Annotated in this window: 17 protein-coding genes and 1 pseudogene; 9 read left to right on the top strand and 9 right to left on the bottom strand. The window is 62.5% G+C overall.

Annotation, left to right across the window (positions count from 1 at the left end):
* Nucleotide 1 precedes the first annotated feature (1 nt).
* Nucleotides 2-2,494: a beta-glucosidase family protein gene (locus ACZ5G6_RS03275; RefSeq protein WP_498689365.1), complete on the top strand. Its 2,493-nt coding sequence runs from the start codon at nt 2-4 to the stop codon at nt 2,492-2,494.
* Between the two features lie 158 nt (nt 2,495-2,652).
* Entirely contained in the window at nt 2,653-2,952 is a 300-nt protein-coding gene (locus tag ACZ5G6_RS03270) for a DUF4193 domain-containing protein (protein ID WP_216921958.1), read from the top strand.
* 102 nt (nt 2,953-3,054) lie between these two features.
* Here ACZ5G6_RS03270 and ACZ5G6_RS03265 read toward each other — a convergent pair whose 3' ends face one another.
* From ACZ5G6_RS03265 to ACZ5G6_RS03255, 3 genes are all read right to left on the bottom strand, one after another.
* On the bottom strand, nt 3,055-3,264 hold the full coding sequence (locus ACZ5G6_RS03265) for a hypothetical protein (RefSeq protein ID WP_223935719.1): 210 nt from the start codon (nt 3,262-3,264) through the stop codon (nt 3,055-3,057).
* On the bottom strand, nt 3,242-3,619 hold the full coding sequence (locus ACZ5G6_RS03260) for a LapA family protein (RefSeq protein WP_498689362.1): 378 nt from the start codon (nt 3,617-3,619) through the stop codon (nt 3,242-3,244). The genes ACZ5G6_RS03265 and ACZ5G6_RS03260 overlap by 23 nt, the downstream gene beginning before the upstream one ends.
* Nucleotides 3,620-3,832: 213 nt before the next feature.
* Nucleotides 3,833-4,063, bottom strand: coding sequence for a hypothetical protein (locus ACZ5G6_RS03255; protein ID WP_223935717.1), 231 nt, complete (start codon nt 4,061-4,063; stop codon nt 3,833-3,835).
* Nucleotides 4,064-4,399: 336 nt separating this feature from the next.
* Between ACZ5G6_RS03255 and ACZ5G6_RS03250 the strand changes: the two genes are divergently transcribed.
* On the top strand, nt 4,400-5,788 hold the full coding sequence (locus ACZ5G6_RS03250; protein ID WP_498691734.1) for a TrkH family potassium uptake protein: 1,389 nt from the start codon (nt 4,400-4,402) through the stop codon (nt 5,786-5,788).
* Between the two features lie 21 nt (nt 5,789-5,809).
* Here the strand turns inward: ACZ5G6_RS03250 and ACZ5G6_RS03245 are convergent, their stop codons facing one another.
* Nucleotides 5,810-6,034, bottom strand: a complete 225-nt coding sequence (locus ACZ5G6_RS03245; RefSeq protein WP_223935716.1) for a hypothetical protein — start codon at nt 6,032-6,034, stop codon at nt 5,810-5,812.
* 86 nt (nt 6,035-6,120) lie between these two features.
* Here ACZ5G6_RS03245 and ACZ5G6_RS03240 point away from each other — a divergent pair, with 86 nt between their 5' ends.
* Nucleotides 6,121-6,585 (top strand): MarR family winged helix-turn-helix transcriptional regulator, encoded by a 465-nt coding sequence (locus ACZ5G6_RS03240; RefSeq protein ID WP_498689360.1) that lies wholly within the window; start codon nt 6,121-6,123, stop codon nt 6,583-6,585.
* A 15-nt stretch (nt 6,586-6,600) separates the two neighbouring features.
* Here the strand turns inward: ACZ5G6_RS03240 and ACZ5G6_RS03235 are convergent.
* A pseudogene (locus ACZ5G6_RS03235) lies at nt 6,601-6,804 on the bottom strand (M24 family metallopeptidase); the annotation flags it as partial.
* 56 nt (nt 6,805-6,860) lie between these two features.
* Between ACZ5G6_RS03235 and ACZ5G6_RS03230 the strand changes: the two are divergent.
* The 3 genes from ACZ5G6_RS03230 to ACZ5G6_RS03220 all read left to right on the top strand — a co-directional run bounded on the left by ACZ5G6_RS03230 (nt 6,861) and on the right by ACZ5G6_RS03220 (nt 8,866).
* On the top strand, nt 6,861-7,511 hold the full coding sequence (locus tag ACZ5G6_RS03230; RefSeq protein WP_498689358.1) for an SSI family serine proteinase inhibitor: 651 nt from the start codon (nt 6,861-6,863) through the stop codon (nt 7,509-7,511).
* Nucleotides 7,512-7,545: 34 nt separating this feature from the next.
* Nucleotides 7,546-8,412: a 3-methyladenine DNA glycosylase gene (locus ACZ5G6_RS03225; protein ID WP_498689356.1), complete on the top strand. Its 867-nt coding sequence runs from the start codon at nt 7,546-7,548 to the stop codon at nt 8,410-8,412.
* A gap of 64 nt (nt 8,413-8,476) precedes the next feature.
* Nucleotides 8,477-8,866: a serine protease inhibitor gene (locus tag ACZ5G6_RS03220; protein ID WP_223935712.1), complete on the top strand. Its 390-nt coding sequence runs from the start codon at nt 8,477-8,479 to the stop codon at nt 8,864-8,866.
* Nucleotides 8,867-8,938: 72 nt separating this feature from the next.
* Here the strand turns inward: ACZ5G6_RS03220 and ACZ5G6_RS03215 are convergent, their stop codons facing one another.
* The gene (locus tag ACZ5G6_RS03215; protein WP_498689353.1) at nt 8,939-12,106 is read right to left on the bottom strand and encodes a S8 family serine peptidase; all 3,168 of its coding nucleotides are present in this window, start codon (nt 12,104-12,106) and stop codon (nt 8,939-8,941) included.
* A 258-nt stretch (nt 12,107-12,364) separates the two neighbouring features.
* Entirely contained in the window at nt 12,365-15,289 is a 2,925-nt protein-coding gene (locus ACZ5G6_RS03210; RefSeq protein WP_498689350.1) for an exo-alpha-sialidase, read from the bottom strand.
* A 166-nt stretch (nt 15,290-15,455) separates the two neighbouring features.
* On the opposite strand from ACZ5G6_RS03210, the gene ACZ5G6_RS03205 reads away from it, so the two are divergent.
* Nucleotides 15,456-16,394 (top strand): NAD(P)-dependent oxidoreductase, encoded by a 939-nt coding sequence (locus ACZ5G6_RS03205; RefSeq protein ID WP_498689348.1) that lies wholly within the window; start codon nt 15,456-15,458, stop codon nt 16,392-16,394.
* A 67-nt stretch (nt 16,395-16,461) separates the two neighbouring features.
* Here the strand turns inward: ACZ5G6_RS03205 and ACZ5G6_RS03200 are convergent, their stop codons facing one another.
* Both ACZ5G6_RS03200 and ACZ5G6_RS03195 read right to left on the bottom strand, forming a co-directional pair.
* Complete coding sequence (locus ACZ5G6_RS03200; protein ID WP_223935708.1) at nt 16,462-16,752, bottom strand: DUF1540 domain-containing protein; 291 nt, start codon at nt 16,750-16,752, stop codon at nt 16,462-16,464.
* 136 nt (nt 16,753-16,888) lie between these two features.
* Nucleotides 16,889-17,086: a hypothetical protein gene (locus ACZ5G6_RS03195; protein ID WP_498689345.1), complete on the bottom strand. Its 198-nt coding sequence runs from the start codon at nt 17,084-17,086 to the stop codon at nt 16,889-16,891.
* Between the two features lie 256 nt (nt 17,087-17,342).
* Between ACZ5G6_RS03195 and purS the strand changes: the two genes are divergently transcribed.
* Complete coding sequence (gene purS / locus ACZ5G6_RS03190; RefSeq protein WP_011773385.1) at nt 17,343-17,594, top strand: phosphoribosylformylglycinamidine synthase subunit PurS; 252 nt, start codon at nt 17,343-17,345, stop codon at nt 17,592-17,594.
* Nucleotide 17,595: the final 1 nt, after the last annotated feature.

The raw sequence follows: 17,595 nt of genomic DNA, 5'->3' as shown, positions 1-17,595 counted from the left end.
AATGAACCCCACACTCTCGCAGGCAGTCCTGGCAACAAACGTGCCAAGTGCCGAAGAACGCATCCGCGAGCTCGCACAGAGCCTCTCCATGGAGCAGCAGATCCAACTTCTGACAGGAGCGGACGTCTGGTCCACCCGTGCCATCCCGGAAATCGGCCTCAGCCGCATCGTCATGTCCGATGGGCCTGCAGGCGTCCGCGGCGAAGACTTCGACGAACGCCACGACTCGATCTCCCTCCCGTCATCCTCCGCCCTGTCCGCTACGTGGAGCGTAGAAACCGCTCGCCGCTACGGCCAGGTCCTCGGCCAGGAGGCCCGCCGCAAAGGCGTCCACGCTGTACTCGGCCCCACCATCAACCTGCATCGGTCACCCTTGGGTGGCCGTCATTTCGAGTGCATGAGCGAGGACCCCCGACTCACGGCAACCATGGCCGCCGGTTACGTTGCCGGGGTGCAGTCCATGGGCGTCGGGGCTACTCCCAAGCATTATCTGGCCAACGAGGCCGAGACGGAGCGATTCACTGCAGACTCCGTGGTGGACGAACGCCCGCTGCGTGAGCTCTATTTGGCAGCGTTCGAAGACGCCATTACCGAAGCCCGGGCTTGGCTGGTCATGAGCTCCTATAACTCCATCAATGGCACCACGGCGAGCGAAAACAAGCTGCTGGAAACCCCGCTCTCCACGGAATGGGGCTTCGACGGCGTCGTGGTATCCGACTGGACCGGAGTGCGTTCCGTTGAAGCAGCAAACGCCCACCAGGACCTGGAAATGCCAGGTCCCGTAGGCCATTGGGGACCCAAACTTCTGGCCGCCGTCAATGATGGCCGCGTCAACCATGGCGCCATCCTGGAAAAGGTCACCCGTATCCTGCGACTCGCTGCCCGCGTCGGCTCACTCGAAGGCTTCGAGCCCGCCGTCGCCGAGCTCCCCGCGAAACTGGACGGTGCCGCCGTCGCGCGTGAAGTCGCCGTCCGCGGCGCCGTGCTGGTTCGCAACGAGGGAAGCATCCTTCCACTGGATGCCTCGACGCTGAAGAGCGTGGCCGTGATCGGCCACAACGCTGAAGAGGCCCGCACCCAAGGCGGCGGGAGCGCCACTGTGATGCCCAAGTACACCGTCTCACCCTTGGAGGGGCTGCGGAAAGCACTGCCCGACGGCGTCAGGGTCACCTATGCGCGTGGCGCGAAGGTGGCCGAGGGCCTCCAGGCGTTCCCCCGGACTTCTCTGCAGAACCCCGTCTCGGATGTGCCTGGAATCCGGGTCACTTTCCTGGCGGAGGACGGCTCGGAGATCTCCGGCGAAGACCGCCTGGCTTCACACCTGGTCTGGTTCGGTATTGGCATCCCCGACGACGCCGCCATCATCCGGATGGAAACCGATTGGACTGCCGAAGTAGCCGGTGTCCACCACCTCGGAGTGGGCACCGTGGGGCAAATCCGCTTCTCATTGGACGGAGCGGAGGTCTTCAACGACGAAATCCAGGACGACACCGACGTCTTGGGTGCCGCGCTGTTCGATCCTCCCAAGACTGTTCACGCCATCGAGACCACGGCCGGCCAGGTTGTGCGCATTCAGGCCGAATACCGCCTGCCCAAGCAACAGGTCATCCCGTTCACGGCCATCCTGCTGGGCGAAGAAACAGTAGTGGCCGATCCTCAGGCGGAGATCGATGCCGCTGTGGAAGCCGCCCGTAACTCCGATGTTGCAGTGGTAGTAGTCGGAACCAGTGCGGCCATCGAATCCGAGGGCTTTGACCGTAAGGACCTGGACCTCCCCGGCTTCCAGAACCAGCTCGTGGAGGCTGTGGCCGCGGCCAATCCACGCACTGTGGTAGTTGTGAACTCGGGTTCGCCTGTGGTGATGCCGTGGTTCCGGAAGGTAGACGCCGTGCTGCTGGGCTGGTTCGGTGGACAGGAGTTCGGCACCGCAATCGCAGACATCCTGCTCGGCGCCGAGGAACCCGGCGGTCGCCTGCCAACAACATGGCCAGCGGCCCTGGAAGATGTCCCCGTCCTCAACACGACTCCCGTGAACGGCAAGGTGGTCTATTCCGAGGGAATTCACGTTGGCTACCGTGCGTGGCTCAAGAAGCAAGCGGCTGGCGGCGCGGCTCCGGCGCTGCCTTTCGGCTTCGGGCTCGGGTACACGACGTTCGAGTTCGGCGCCGCACACGCACCACAGTCGGTCACGGCTGGCAATGACGCGGTAGTGCACGTCCCGGTCCGGAACACCGGTACCCGCACCGGACGCGAAGTGGTTCAGGTCTACCTTGAGCGTGCCGATTCCGTCGTCGACCGCCCGGTCCGTTGGTTGGCCGGTTTCGCCGGAGCGCACCTTGCGCCGGCCGGCACCGACAGCGTTGAAGTCCGCATCCCGGCAAAGGCTTTTGCGCATTACGACGGCGGCTGGAAGTTTGAGCCCGGAAGGTTCCGCCTGCTGGTGGGTCGCCATGTTGCGGACAGTTTCCAGACTCTGGACATCGACCTGAGGTAATAATAGAGGGCAATTGGCGCGAGGTGGCGGCCTTTTTTGGGCCGCCACCCACGTGGTTTTCGCCACAAGCGCCGCATCTGGGGTATGGTATGGAATTTTCATGGCATGCTGTACGTTGCATACCCGGTAACCCCCTAACACGAAGAGGCATCAAAAAAGTGGCAGCCGACTACGACGAACTCCGTACCGATGTGAAAGAGAACCAGGAGCAGTCCCTCCAGGCGCTCCAATCCGCCAGTGCCCCCACGGCCAAGAGCGTGGTTCTTGAACTCGACGAAACCGACGGCCTGGACGCCAACGGTCCCGGCGGCGAAATCGTCGCCGAAGAACTCATCATCCAGGTCATCCCCCAGGCTAACGACGAGTTCACTTGTAACTCATGCTTCCTGGTCCGCCACCGTTCGCAGATTGCCCGCGAAAAGGATGGCGTCGCCTACTGCACTGACTGCGAAGGCTAAGACGACCACCACCCCGGCGGAACATAAATCGTCAGGGAGTGCCGCCGTCGGGATTAATTGCGGAAGGACCGGAGCAACACGCTCCGGTCCTTCCGCACTTAACTAGTTCCCGGCCTCTTCCGCCGTGTACTGCTGATCGGCCCCAGACTTATTCGGCTCGGACTTATCGGGCTCGGAGAGTCGCTCCTCGTCCGTGTATTCAGGGGCGACCACCGGGGAAAGGGCGTCACCAAGGAGACCGGCAGCCTCCCTGCCATCCTCCGGATCAGGCCGGTCCGGCGCCTGCTCGTCATCCAGCGGCGTGTCCGTCATAGCCCTTCTCCTGTCCACTGATCCTCTTCCGCCGCCGATGGTTGCCCACTCTGAGTTGCAGAATCCGCGCACCGCCTGCCAGCGCCACCAGCACGCCTCCTCCAACGGCTGCGATGAACAGCGTGGTGCCGAGGGCCAGGACCCCCTCCAAGCCGAAGAACCGGACGGTAACCATGTCCTGGTTTTGCACGAAGAACACGATCAACAGGACCAAAACCACCAGGCCCACAGCTACGGCAACCCAGATTGCTGCCGTGCGCGTGGGACGGGAACTGCCCGGTGCCACCCGTCGCTGCGGGTAATGCGCCCGTCCAGAGCCTCCTTGGGCCATTGCGGCATCATCTTGAGCACTCATTGACAGCCCCCTCATTCCCAGATTGATCTCCCAGGATGCATGCGTGTACTTCACATATTCGTCCACTTCTTATAATAAGCATGCTTATGAGTCCCTCAACAGGCGGGCCGGGGTCAAATGAGGGATGCATGCTCTATGCGAGGCGTACTCCACGTAATGAAGGACCGGAGTTCGCGGTCCGGTCCTTCGGTATCGGATGCCTGTTTTTGGCGGTCACACGCTGTAGTCAGTTGAAGTTGGCCCGGGATCGTCGTTCCGGACAGCGTAGTGATGACCTTCGGAATCGGTCTCAACGTCGAAATGCTTCAAGTCTTCCTCGGAAGCCGTTTCGAAGTCGTCGTGTTTGTGCACGACGGGGGCGTCCGTGTCCCCATGGGTTGCTGGTCCGAATACGGACTGCAGCCGCTCGGTCACGTGCTGAAAGCTTTCCAACTTGCGTCCCATGTTCTTCCACCTCCTTTCGACGGGAGAGAGAAAAGCGGCAGGACGGCGCATGCCGTACCAGTACGCCAATTTTACGCCCGCCGGCGGGAAAAGGCGCGCGGACAACAGGGCGTTAAGGATTCATAAAGACTGCCCGCAACCGAGGCTGATGGCAATTATCCGATGCTACGCTCCGTGGTGTTTCCAGCGGCCAACCAACTGACTGGGTCAACCAACCGACTGGGCGACACCCCAGACCGGAGCCCACGTTGGCCTACGGGCGGAAAGGACCATCCCATGCGGGCACCACACAGATCCGTCCCCATGCGTGGTGGTGCCTCCGGACAACTGGGCAGCATGGTCGACCTCAGTAATGGACGAGTGAAAACGTGGATCACAGGCCGAGGCAACAGGCTGCAGCGCGGGCTGCTGCATCCTGTGCGCTCCGTACCACTGGCGTTCATCGTGGTCATCTTTGTTGGCGCAGGTCTCCTGATGCTGCCCATGTCACGTACGGACGTAGACGCAGATTCTGGACTTCCGGCGCTGTTCACGTCCGTGTCTGCCGTCTGCGTCACCGGCCTGATCACAGTGGACACTCCTACCTATTGGACACCCTTCGGGCACGCGGTGATCCTTTGCCTGATCCAGGTGGGAGGATTCGGGATCATGACCCTGGCCACCTTGCTCGCACTGCTGGTGCGAAAGAGCATTGGGCTGCGTGGCCAGCTTGTAGCGCAGTCTGAAACTCACACGCTGAACTTCGGGGACGTCCGCTCCGTCCTCTTCCGCGTCGCCCGGATCATGATACTTTTCGAATCCGCCACAGCAGCCGTACTGACCGTTCGCTTCTGGTTGGCCTACGACGACAACCCCGGCACTGCCCTATGGCACGGGACGTTCCATGCTGTTTCGGCGTTCAATAACGCCGGCTTCGCCCTCTACAGCGACAACCTGATTGGTTTCGCTGGCGACCCCTGGATCATCGTCCCCATTTGCTTGGCCGTCATTACCGGAGGCCTCGGATTCCCGGTCCTGATCGCCCTGTTCAGAGGCGGGGTGAGGATCAAGGACTGGACAGTCCATCTACGGCTTACCGTCTTCGGCACGTTGCTCCTCCTGGGAGTCGGCGGCGCCCTCTTCGCTGCTTTTGAATGGAACCGGGACCAGACACTTGGCCAAATGCCCCTGGGCGGAAAACTCCTGGCGACGCTTGCCGGGAGTGTATTTCCCCGCACGGCGGGATTTAACAGCATCGATTACGGCGCCGCTTCTCCCGAAACCCTGATGATCACCAACATCCTCATGTTCATTGGAGGTGGCAGCGCCGGCACCGCCGGGGGAATCAAAATCACCACATTCCTGGTGCTGGGATTCGCCATCTGGAACGAGATCAGGGGCCGGGAGCATGTCACGATTGCTCATCGCTCGATCAGCTCCCCAGTGCAGCGGCAGGCTCTCTCGGTGGCACTGCTCGGGGTCGGCGCAGTGGTGGGAGGAACCCTGCTGCTGCTGATGTTCACGGACTTTGGCCTTGAGAAGGTCCTGTTCGAATCCATTTCCGCGTTCGCCACTGTTGGTGTCAGTACCGGGATCACCTATGACCTGCCGGCCAACGCCCAATGGGTTCTGATGGTCCTCATGTTCACCGGCCGAATCGGCACCATTACGGTCGGATCAGCCCTCGCTTTGTCCTCCCGCCCACGGCTCTACCAGCTCCCGGAAGAACGCCCCATCATTGGCTAGGAGCGGGGTGCGGAGAAACGCTTAGCGCAGCGACTTATCGTCCGGATTGCGGGGAACCACATACGTGCTGCCATCGGGGCGGCGCAGCGTTTCCCACTGTTGCGTCTCAGCCTGCCGCTGGGCGAGGAGCCTGCGGTTGGCTTCTGTCATTTCGTGATCGATGGAGCTGCTGTGCGCGGGGCCAAAGATAACCCTCAGCTTTCCCGTGGCGCGCATGAACTTCTGGGTAAAGGATTCCTTTGCCACCCGGATCGACTCCTCTTTTAGACGGTGCAACACGTTCATAGTACGCTAATAATTAGTACACTAACTAATCCGGCGGGAAGGCAACCATGACCCATGCCAGCGAGACCACCCAGGAAACTGACGACCTCCTCTTGGAGCGTCAACTGTGCTTCGCGTTAACCGTTGCCTCGCGGAGTGTTGTGGGCATCTATAAGCCCATCCTGGAACAGCTCGGACTGACCCATCCGCAATACCTCGTGATGCTGGCGCTCTGGGAGCGGAGTCCCCGGACACTTAAAGACATCAGCGATACCCTCCTTCACGAGCCCGCCACCCTGTCCCCACTCCTCCGCAGACTTGAAGAAGCCAAGCTCATTACCCGCGAGCGTGTGGCGGGCAATGAGCGCGCGCTTGCAGTCAAACTAACGGAACAGGGAGCAGCGCTGAGGGAGCAGGCAACCGCGGTTCCTGGCACCATCCGGGAGCGCCTACAGCTCAGTCGCGAGGAGGTGGCCGAACTCCATCAGGCAATGACAGGCCTCATCGCCGCCACCCAGCGCAGCGGCTCCTGAGGTAGGGGTCAACGCAGCGTACAACAGCCCGGGGCGCAACGTGTACCCACGGCCTGGCCGTCCGGTGTTCACTATGTGCGGGTCTTGGTGCATGGTGGATCCGATGCCATGGCCGCCGAACTGGGTGTTGATGGGATACCCGGCTTCACTGAGGACAGAGCCGATGGCATGGGAAATGTCACCCGTGCGGGCGCCGGGCCGGGCTGCTGCTATCCCTGCTCCCCACCAGCTTCCTGCACCATTCGGCGTAAAATGGCAGCAACCAAGGAGACTCCATGCGCTCGCGCCGCTTCGTTCTGGCCCCACAGACTGCCCGGGCCCCACAGACCGTCTGGCCCCTACTGGCTGCCCGCCCCCTACTGGCTGTTCTGGTCCTCGCCGGACTCGCCGGCTGCTCGGGTACCCCCGCCCCGGGCGGGTCGAGCAGCGCTACCTCCGTGTCGCCGTCGTCCGTCAGTCCAAGCACCGCCTCCCCGAGCGGCACGCAATCCAACCCCGCGCCCACCGAGGTGCCCACAACCCTCGGCCCTGACGATACGACGCCTGACCCCAGCTTGCCCGGAATGACGCCCACACCGGGACAAGGCAACGCCGAACTGTCCATCACGGTGCTGCAGTCAGCCGAGGCAGCACCGCAGAACTATACGCTGGTCTGCATAAACGGCTCCCCGGCCGCCGAAAGCAAGCACCCAACCGCAAACGCGGCCTGCAAGGCCCTCAAGGACAATCCGTCGCTCCTGAACCCTGCCCCGATCAAAACCGATCAAGCCTGCACGCAGCAGTACGGCGGCCCGCAAACAGCCAAGGTGACTGGCGCCGTTGACGGAGTGGAAGTCGATGCCTCCTACAGCCGCACCGACGGTTGCCAGATCGCCTTGTGGGATGCGGCCAGCGCGATCATCGGCTCCAGCGGTGGAGCAGCCTAGGCCACAGCACCTCCCCCAAGAGCAGTGGCTCGGGATGGAGGCAGCACATCATGCACGCGTCGCGCGCTACGCGGACCCATATTTGGCACGCCGGTCGGCCGGAAAGAAACACCCCGTGGAGGACTTCCTCTTCACGTATTACACCCAGAAGCCTGGCCAACTGCTGCGCTGGCATCCCGGCGATGGCGTAGTGCTGAGCGGCGAGCGCGTCCTTGAGCGCGCCAACTGGAAGTTCTACCGCTTGCTCGACGACGGCCACCTTGCAGCAGTCGGACTGCCGCCAGGTACGCCCGCGGTCATCTTTGACCGGGACAGTTTCATGGCCCAGCGCGCCGAGGCTGTCAGTTTCGCCGGTATCATCCTCACCGGCACCGCGAAGCGTCCCGCGCAGTTCGGCTGCTTCGGCCTCCATGAGTGGGCCATGGTGTACCGGCAGGAGAAATTCGAACTTCGGCACGAGTACCTGCAACTGCGCCTGGGCGGCGAGGGCACTGACACCGTGGTGGAGGAGAACCGCATCCGTTGTTCCCACTTCGATGCCTTCCGCTTCTACACACCGGACGCCATCCCGCTCAACGAGCTCACGCCCACACGCGAGAACCAGCGCACCATGGAACAACCGGGCTGCCTGCACGCCAACATGGACCTGTACAAGTGGGCCTACAAACTGACGCCTGCGCTGCCCAGCGAGCTGGTGATGGACTGCTTCGAACTGTCGTGGCGGATCCGCATCATGGACATGCAGGCCTCCCCTTATGACCTCGAAGAATGGGGCTACCCGCCCATCAGGATCGAGACACCGCAGGGCAAGGCCGAGTACGTTGAGTACCAGCGGGCTTTTGCTGCCGAATCCCAGGCGCTGCGGGCCCGCGTGCTTCAGGCAATCGAACCGCTTCTATAGGGAAGCCGGACCGTCTCCCGGGACTCCTTGCCCAAGCACCCGCCGCCACCAGCGAAAGGTAATCATGGTTTCCCCCGACAACAGCGGGTACGACGTCCACCTCACGGTCACGCTGACTGAGGCACCTGGCGCCACACCCACAGAGTTCTACCTGCGCTCCGCAAAAGGAATACTCTCTTCGGAGCCGGACGCCATCGAGTCGAACCTACCGGACGCAGGCGCAGCCCTTGCCGCCGTAGAGCAGTTTGGCGAGGAAGTGTTCTTCCCGGTTCCACGTCCCGACAGGATCTGCACGCAACAGTACGGCGGCCCCCAGGTGGCCGTTGTGACAGGTTGGTTCCGTGGGCGGAGGGTCCACAGCCAGCTGAGCCGGACCGATGGTTGCGAAATCGCACGCTGGCGCAGCATGGCCCCTCTCCTGGGCGGCACAGAAGGATCCACCGGCGCCATCTAGGCCCTCACCCCAGGGCGAAAACAGCAGTGGCCGGCGGGATCATCCACCGGCCACTGCTCTCATTTCAACAAGCTAGCTCGCGTTGTTGCTTTGCGTCGGCTCGTCTGCGCGGACCTTCTTGTCCTGCTTTTCCTTCGTCGGGTTCTCGTTATCCGGAACAATGGCGGCACCGCTTTGGCTCACCACTACCGTGACGAAGCTGGGCTGGCTGGTGCCGTCGAACGTCAGACGCCCGATGTACGAGCCTGGCGTCAGGTTGGTCCAGTTCAGCGAGATGGTCCCGGTCTTGCCGTTGGCGAGGCTGATCGGGTTGGGCGTCACCGTGGCGTTGCCCTCGTTGGCACCCAGGACCGCCGCATCAACTGTTGCCTTGGTGGGCTGGTTGTTAGGGCTGGCATAGAGGTTGGCGAAAACGTAGTAGTCGCCCGGTGCCGGGTTGGGCACCGTCACGGATTCGCTGGCCGAGGCCGTCGCGGACGGGAGCTGCTGCCCCGCCGGAGTAAGGACCAACATGTCGAAGTCCGCCGCTTCGTCGGAGGAAATGACCGAGAACTTGGCCAACGCGCTGTTCTCACCCACCGTGACCTTCTTGACGAAGTTCGAGGCGTTGGTCTCGCCGGCAAAGGGACCGGGGACCAGTTCCACGGCAGAGGAATCCGCCTTGGACAGGCCATCTACCGTGACTCCCACAGGTGCGTTGGTACCGGAGACGATGTTGATGGCCGCTGAGCCGTTGGGACCCGTTCCCGCGAACGCCATGGCCTTATCCGCGATCACGGACTGCGGACGGACAGCAATCGGCGAGGTGACGGTCTTGTTGGCTCCCTGCCAACTCAGCGAACCCATGGCGAACTTACCCAGGGCAGCGTTGTTGTTTTCGAACTGCACCTTGAAGGTCTTCTTTTCGCCCGCAACGCCAAAGTTCAGCACGGACGGCGTGACCTTGACGTTGACGCCGGGAACGTTAACGGAGGCTCGGTAAAGGCCCGGCGTCAACGCTGTAACCGTCCGGGTGACCTCGATCTTGCCGGCCAGGTTGCCCAGTGCAAACGAGGGGACGTTCATGTCCCGCGGCTGCGTGGTGCCCAGTCCCTCAATGCCGAGGTCCATCCCCGTGCCCTGAACGAATTTCAGATAGTCCTCGGTGGTGGCGTCGTACACCAGGCCCGGGCTGAGGACCTTTGCCGGGTCCACCTGCCCTGCTCCGGTAGCGAAGACGTCCTTGTTGATGGCGCCGTTGGCCAGCTTGACCGGGCCAGCGGTGGTCATCATGGCGGACTTCACCGTTGCCGGGGACCACAGCGGGTTCTTGCCCAGGATCAGTGCCCCGAACCCGGCCACGTGCGGTGACGCCATGGACGTTCCGGACAGGAAGCCAAAGTTGTCGCCACCGGTTCCGATGGGTGAAACGCCTGCGAGGATTGCGACGCCGGGTGCTGACACGTCGGGCTTCAGAAGGTCTGAATCCGTTGCCAGCAACGGACCGCGGGACGAGAATCCGGCGATCTGCGGCTGCGCCTCCAGGGGCAGGCCCGTGGTGTCGTGGTTCAGCAGGGACACGGTGATGGCCGGGTTGGCCGCGACCTTGTCCTTGATGGCCTGCGTGGCCGGAGGGTTCACGTGGACGGTGGGAACAGCGTGCTTGTCCGTGTCCAGCGACGATTCCGTCAGGTTGACCAGGATCATTCCCACGCCACCGCCTCGAAGGACCTCCGCGCTCTTGGCCGTGCGGTCAACCACGCCACGGTTGCACACCACAACCTTGCCCACGATCTTGGCGGGATCAAGGGACCCGGGAGCACACAGAGCCGCGTCACCTTCACCGCTTGCAGCGTTGGTGGAAAGCACGACGCCGGCCCCGCTCACCTCGTGGTTCATGATGCTCGCTCCGCGGAACTTGCTGCCATCGGAGAATTCAACGGTGCCCTGAAGTTCCTGCGAGAAAGAGGTGGCGGCCACTGTAGTCAACCAAGGTGCTCCGTGGTTCACGGTGCTGGCCGTTGGCCCGGAGTTTCCGGCAGAGGTTGCCACGAAAATCCCGGCCGACGCAGCAGACAGGAACGCCAGCGATACGGGATCGGTGGTGGATGTGCTGGAACCGGAAATGGAGTAATTCAGGACATCCACGCCGTCCAGGATGGCCTGCTCAATGGCGTCTACCGAAGCCGAGCCGTAGCAGCCACCCGTTGTGGGATCTGTGTCTTCCCAGCAGACCTTGTAGATGGAGAGCTTGGCGGCCGGAGCGATGCCGCTGGTGATACCGAAGCTGCGGCCGTCCACTACGGCGTCCACATTGCCGTTGCCGGCCGCGGTGCTTGCGGTGTGGGTGCCGTGGCTATCCACATCAACGGGCGAGATGACTTCCTCGGGGGCGCGGTTTTCCGGCGCAACAGTTTGCAGGAAGGCGTCCGCGAAGTAGTGGGTGCTGAGCACCTTGGAGTTGCAGGCGCTGCCGTCGTAGTCGCCGCCTGTGTCCGTACCGGGCTGGCACTCGCCGATGAAGGTGTCGCCATCTGCCTTCAGCATGGCGATTTTGCCGTCAGCGGTCTTATAAGGGACGCCAACCTGGGGGCTGCCGACCAGGGGACCGACCGGTTCGCCTGCAAAAAACGGATTAGAGGGGGTGTAGCCGGTGTCGATAACGCCAACAACGGTGCCCTTGCCGGCGTTCTCCTGGCCTCCGTATTGTGTGGCCCAAGTGCCATTGGGGCCGCTGAGTTTCAGGAAATCAGTGGTGGAGTAGTCCGGTGCGTACTGCGTGTCCGGCGCTACCATGAGGACCTTCGGGTCTTTGGCCAGATTGATGGCCTGGTCTGCCGTCAGGTTGGCGCTGAAGCCGTTGACGGCGGTGGTGAAGTCGCGTTCAATGGTGACGTTTTCCTGCTGCGCAACTTCTTGCTGCGCCTGTTGCAAGTGTTCTTGGTATTCCTTCACCTCGACGCTGCCGGAATCGAGCTTCTTGCCCTCTTCCGGCTTGGTGGGCGCAAGACCAGGGGTACCGCCGTCGTAAATTGCCGCAGGCTTTTCTGCCAGGACAACCATGTAGCGGCCATCCTTGTAGGCGCTGGGGTCAAGGTTCTTCTTGGCCACGCCTGCCAGATTCCCGGACACGGTCTCCGGCGAGGGAGCTGCCTGGGCCGGCAACGCCACGGAAGAGAGCAGCAACGGCAAGCCCACGGCGAGAGCCGCTGCCTTTCGAAGCCCCCCGCTTCTGACGAAGCTCTTTCCTTGTGATTTCACGAGTGATAGCACCTTTCACTGAGTGAGGCCCGGGCTCCATCGCCAAGGCCTGTCAACATTTGAATCGCTGCGTTCGTGACAGGTCTTGTCAAAAATGCGCAACCAGTCGAGTCACAGAGTACAGACTGAGAGCAAAATATGACATACAGCACACTTCATGAAATTTGTCTTGTCGCCGCATCAAATTTAGGTCATATGACGGCAAACAGCGGACCGCAGGAAACTTTCTGCGGTCCGCTGTTTTGCCCAAACGTTGTGCTAGCCCTTTGGCGTCACCTGCAGGCGATCAAACGAGACCTGCGCGCCGTCCTTATCCAGGACCACAACATCGTCCCGGCCATTCTTTACGTCCGATGGAAGAATGAATTCCACGGTGTTATCCGTGGTGGGAAAGATCCATCCCAGACGGTAACTGTCCTTGTTCAGATACACGTAGTACCACTGCCCGTATTCCAAGCCCTTCAAAGTCACTTTCTGGCCATTGCGATACTTCTCCCCCGTGCCCAGATCAAACGACGGCGTTTGGCCATCGAAGTCCTGGACAGTCAGAGCGGGCTCGGTATCCGGTTTTGCGGGCTGGACTTTAAGGGCCAACGCCTCGCCTTCGGCAGTGGCCGCCACTTCTTTGGTGCCGTTGTGCGCCGTCGCATCGAAACTGACGGCGGCGAGGCTTCCGGCCGCGACGTCCTCTGCAGTGAGCACATGGACCCGCGTGGCGGTCGCCGTGCCGCCAATAGCCAGGGCAGTTTCAGTGATTCCAGAGCCTGTCGCCTCAAGCCCCGTCAGCGCCACATTGCCGGCGTTGCCCACGGTGTAGGTGTACGTAACAGGATCGCCTGCGCTGGCGAAGCGGTCACCGTCGGCGTCTTCCCAGACCGCGGAGACCGTTCCTTCAAGCTTCGGTTCCCGGACTTTCAAGTCCACCTCGCCGCCGTCGATACCGTAGTTCCTCGTGCTCTGGCCCGCCGAGCTGACTTCCCAGCTGGTGCTTGGAACGAAGAAACCCTGCTCGGCTTCCCCGGCAGTCACGGCATGGCGCGGTGTGGCGCACTGGTAGCTCTGGCCGGCCGGCAGGGTGAGGTAGCGGCAGTTGCCCGGCCCCTCAGGGACCAAGGGGCTGAAGTTGCCGGCAGTGGGCACTACCTTCTCCACGAGCGGACTCGTGTTCTTCACCGTGAATGTGTACGGGAAAAGGTCGCCTGCTGCGTAGGGCTGGGCCGCGAGATCACGCCCGACGTCGGCACGCGCCCCGCTGATGTCGGCCGCCACCAGGCCGTCGCGCAGGGCCACGGCAGCGCCGGTGAACGGAACCGTTTTGGTGAGCGACGGCGTCGAGCTGGCTGTGATGCTGAAGCTCGCCTCGGGCACGAAGTAGCCGCGCTCGATGTCCGCGGCAGTCAGCACATGCTTCGCGGTAGTGCAGTTGTAGCTGGCGCCGGCGGCCAGGTTGTTGAACCGGCAGTTAGGTGCAGTCGGCGGTAGGAAACCGGAGTCGAAGGTCCCGGATACTGGAACGGCGTTGGCAGTGACGTTGGACGTGCTCTTGACGTTGAAGGAGTAACTAAGGGCCTCCCCAGCCTGATACGGGCTGGCCACAACGTCACGAGCAGGGGCAGAGCCTGTGATGGTGAGCCCCACTTGCGGGGCTACCGGGACCGTCGCCGTGAACGTGAACTGCGAAACCCGGCCATCCGGCGTCGCGAATGCTGCGTTAAGGTTCTGCGGACCACTGGCGTTCGCGGGAGCGGTCAGCGAAACGTTGACGGTTACCGAGGCACCGGGCGCGACGTCGGGAACCGGCACCGAGGTGGCCGACCAGCCGCTCGGCGTGTAGACGGTGGCGTTGGCGCCGGAGATCGTGGTGGCCTCCTGGTTGGTCACCGTCACGGCGACTTGCTGGGTTGCACCGGGAGCGGTGGTAACGGCAGGGACGGAAAGCGGTGCGCAGACGTAGTTCAGCCAGGCGTCGTCAAACTTCGCGAAGGGCATGTTGTCCGTGTAGTTGCCCTCGTAAAGGACACCGAACTTGCCGTCCTCCATGCGGGTCACCGTGGAGTAGGCCGAGAAGCCGGAACGAATGGTTCGGACGCCCGGCCAGGTGGCGCCGTCGTCGCACGATACCCGGGCGGAGACGTTCTCGCGGCCGGTCTTGGAGTTTGCGTTGGTGAAGATCAGCTTCCTGGCGTCCGCGGAACCCTGCTCCGCATTCGGGAACATCCGGGCAATGGCACCGTTGTTAGCGGGATCCGGCAGCTCGGTGTCCTGGGTGACCGGACCGTAAGTGGCACCACCGTCCGTGGAGATCGCTACCTTACGGTAGCCCTGGTTTGCGTTGTCGCGGGAGTTCAGCAGGACCCTGCCATCGGAGAGTTCAACGGTCTTGTTCTCGTCCATGCGGTCGCCGACGTTGGCACCCTTGTGCCAGGTCACGCCATGATCGTCTGAGTAGACGCTGTAGGCCTGGATCTTGTTGGTGCCATCGGCCTGGCGGACATCACCGGCGTACTGCTGGATGAGCCTGCCCTTGTGCGGACCGTACTTAAGCTGGATGCCTTCGCCGGAAGAGGCGAAGTTGGAGCGGACATCGCCAGCCACGGGGTTGGTCTTGCTGGTCCCGGGCTTGGTGACGTTGGTGATGAGCCGTGGCTGACTCCACGTAACGCCGCCATCGGAGGACTCGGTGACGGCCGAGGAGATCACGGTCCGGTCTGCGTCGTCGTTCCCGAACTGGCTGCCGCCGAAGCCTTGGTCCTTGGAGTACACGAAGAAGGCAAAGACTTTGCCCGCCTCGGCGTCATAGATGTATGAGGGGTCGCTGTAGCCGTACTTGGGCCCGCTGGCGTCGGCGACGTGTCCGGCGGCAATGACCTGCACAGGGCCCCAGGTCTGGCCGCCATCCGTGCTGCGGCGTTGCACGATTGAGTTCGGGTTGGGAGCATCGGCGGCCGAGCCGGGCCGGCCATCCCATGCAGCCAGGACAACGTTATTGCCCAGGTATGCCAGTGCCGGGATCCGGTAGAAGAAGTTGGCGGACGTGCGATCAGCGGCGATATTTGCTTCGGCGAAACTTCCAGGGGCGGCCGTGGGGTTGTTTGGAGGAATCGGGGCTGCCGTGGCCGGAAGACCGAGGCTGGCCAGGAGGGCCAGGCTCAGGGCTCCAGTGGCTGCGATGCGTGCAAGCAATTTTGTGTCCTTTCGAATGCCTTGTGTTACGTGCTACGTCGAACGTCCTACAACCATAGAGTGCTGGCTGTCACATTGCTAGGGATGAAGCTGGAGAAGCCTCGTGGCCCCATGTCGGGCTAACCTCGTGAACGTACCGGCATTACCTTCTAGCGATGGAGCTGCAGTGAAAATCCTCGTCCCCAATACCGTGACCCTGGACCTTCCTGGCTCCGCCCACCGCGTGCACGTCTACCAAGTCGACCAGCCCATTCCGGACGAGCACCTCGACGCCGAAGTCCTGGTTGTTTGGCAGAACACCTCGGCGAACCTGGCCGACGCAGCCGAGCGCTTGGCCCGGCTCAAACTCGTCCAGACCCTCGCTGCGGGGCCGGATTCCGTGCTGGCAGCAGGATTTGCCGGCAATGTGGCCATCACTTCGGGGCGTTCACTTCACGACGGCCCCGTGGCGGAGCATGCCCTTGCCCTCATCCTCGCAGCGGTGCGTCGGCTCGATCAGCTGCTGGATGCCCAGAAGTCCGCGACGTGGGACCGCGCCTACAACGCAGCGCAGTCCAGTCCGGACACGGAGCAGCTGTACACGCTCGACGGCGCGAACGTCACCATTTGGGGATTCGGCTCCATCGCAGGACGACTCGCTCCCCTGCTTGCCGCCCTGGGCGCAAACGTCACTGGCGTTGCGGGTTCACGGGGTGAGCGCTACGGCTTCCCTGTCGCTGCGGCAGAGGAACTTCCCGACGTCCTGCGAACCACGGACGTCCTGGTATCCATCCTTCCCGCCACCCCTGACACCTACAACGCCCTGAATGACGAGCTCCTGCGTGCGCTGCCAAAGTCCGCAATTTTCGTGAACGTGGGCCGCGGGGCCACCGTCGATGAGGATGCCCTCGTCGCGGCCCTGCAGGAAGGTCGCCTCCGGGCGGCTGCACTGGACGTGACAAAGGTGGAGCCGCTGCCTTCGGATTCCAAGCTCTGGAGCGCCCCGAACTTGATCATCACGCCTCATGTGGCAGGCAACCGCCCAAAGGGCTCAAGCCAACTGGTGCTGGCAAACCTCTCGGCGCTTCAAGAGGGCCGCGCCTTGACCAACCAGGTTGCCGGGTAGTGCCTTCATCGGACACGAAAAAGTGGGCCCGCCCGGGAAGACGGACCCACTTTCGCGAGAGTAAAAGTCAGGCGTGCTCGTAGGTCAGGCAGTCTGCAGCCTCGCGGCCGGGACCAACCTTGACGTCGTGGGCCTCGCACATGAGGTTGTTGTTGTGAATGCATTCGGACCGTTGGCAAGCACCCACGTGGGCAAGGACCTTGGGAAGGCCACCCATGGCGTTGGTGTCGATGAACGTGGCGCAGGAAGCGTGGTCCTGGCTTCCACCAATGGTGATTCCAAAAGCAGTGCATCCGTCATGGTTGAAGCCGCAGCTGCCAACGCTACAGGCGGATACTTCGGCAATGTGTTCGGTCATTGTTCCTCCTGGTTGGATCCGGATCCAACGGGGGCCTGGCCCCACGTGTAGTCCCCAAACTACGCCGCCTTTGCCGGATTTAACCCGCTGGAATAGCGCATTTGTACATGCGCTAATACCGCCACTAATTGTGCCGCTATTTGTTTTCAGCCTTGTTTGGAACGCGGAGGGCGTCGCTGATCCTGGCTCGCGTTTCCTTATCCAAAGGGGCTGTCACGTGATGCTCCCTCGCCGCCCTGTCAGCCTTGATTTTCTGGATGACCATTCGTCCCAGACCCGCAAAAACAGCTGCGGCAACAACGCCCAGCACCATCGACCTTGGTTTCTCCGCCATGCGTCAATCCTAGTGACGGGCGCCACGCCCGGCGAGAGCCGCCGTCGGACTTTCATTGGCCCCAATTTGGCGGGGATCGGCGGGGGGTCCTCGCGGATTCCGCCTGAATAGGGTATGCGCGCCCGTCCCGGTAAGATAGGTGTGCAAGCTCGCGGAGCGCCCCCACGCTGTATGAACTCAGTTGAACGGCGTGAGACGGCAACCTCCGCGGCAGCCTTATTTAAGGTTCACCCAACTCACGCACAGGAGTTACCGGATGCCCCGGATCGTCGTTGACGTCATGCCCAAGCCCGAGATTCTGGACCCCCAGGGGAAAGCCATCGTGGGTGCACTGCCCCGCCTCGGCTTCAACAGCTTCAGCGCAGTCCGCCAGGGCAAGCGTTTCGAACTGACGGTTGACGGCGAGGTGACCGACGCTATCCTGGCCCAGGCCCGTGAGGCCGCTGAGACCCTCCTGTCCAACCCGGTGATCGAGGATGTCGTCAACGTCGAGGTCGTCGAGGCCTGAT

This window comes from Arthrobacter sp. TmtSoilC51 (genome assembly GCF_055388015.1).
Note: the sequence above shows the minus strand (reverse complement) of the source record. Positions and strands in the feature narration are given on the sequence as shown.

Bases quoted from the DNA above. Each gene is read 5' to 3' on its own strand.
- ACZ5G6_RS03275 (WP_498689365.1), top strand. From the start codon at position 2: ATGAACCCCACACTCTCGCAGGCAGTCCTGGCAACAAACGTGCCAAGT.
- ACZ5G6_RS03265 (WP_223935719.1), bottom strand. From the start codon at position 3,264: ATGACGGACACGCCGCTGGATGACGAGCAGGCGCCGGACCGGCCTGAT.
- ACZ5G6_RS03260 (WP_498689362.1), bottom strand. From the start codon at position 3,619: ATGAGTGCTCAAGATGATGCCGCAATGGCCCAAGGAGGCTCTGGACGG.
- ACZ5G6_RS03255 (WP_223935717.1), bottom strand. From the start codon at position 4,063: ATGGGACGCAAGTTGGAAAGCTTTCAGCACGTGACCGAGCGGCTGCAG.
- ACZ5G6_RS03250 (WP_498691734.1), top strand. From the start codon at position 4,400: ATGGTCGACCTCAGTAATGGACGAGTGAAAACGTGGATCACAGGCCGA.
- ACZ5G6_RS03240 (WP_498689360.1), top strand. From the start codon at position 6,121: ATGACCCATGCCAGCGAGACCACCCAGGAAACTGACGACCTCCTCTTG.
- ACZ5G6_RS03230 (WP_498689358.1), top strand. From the start codon at position 6,861: ATGCGCTCGCGCCGCTTCGTTCTGGCCCCACAGACTGCCCGGGCCCCA.
- ACZ5G6_RS03225 (WP_498689356.1), top strand. From the start codon at position 7,546: ATGGAGGCAGCACATCATGCACGCGTCGCGCGCTACGCGGACCCATAT.
- ACZ5G6_RS03220 (WP_223935712.1), top strand. From the start codon at position 8,477: ATGGTTTCCCCCGACAACAGCGGGTACGACGTCCACCTCACGGTCACG.
- ACZ5G6_RS03200 (WP_223935708.1), bottom strand. From the start codon at position 16,752: ATGACCGAACACATTGCCGAAGTATCCGCCTGTAGCGTTGGCAGCTGC.
- ACZ5G6_RS03195 (WP_498689345.1), bottom strand. From the start codon at position 17,086: ATGGCGGAGAAACCAAGGTCGATGGTGCTGGGCGTTGTTGCCGCAGCT.
- purS (WP_011773385.1), top strand. From the start codon at position 17,343: ATGCCCCGGATCGTCGTTGACGTCATGCCCAAGCCCGAGATTCTGGAC.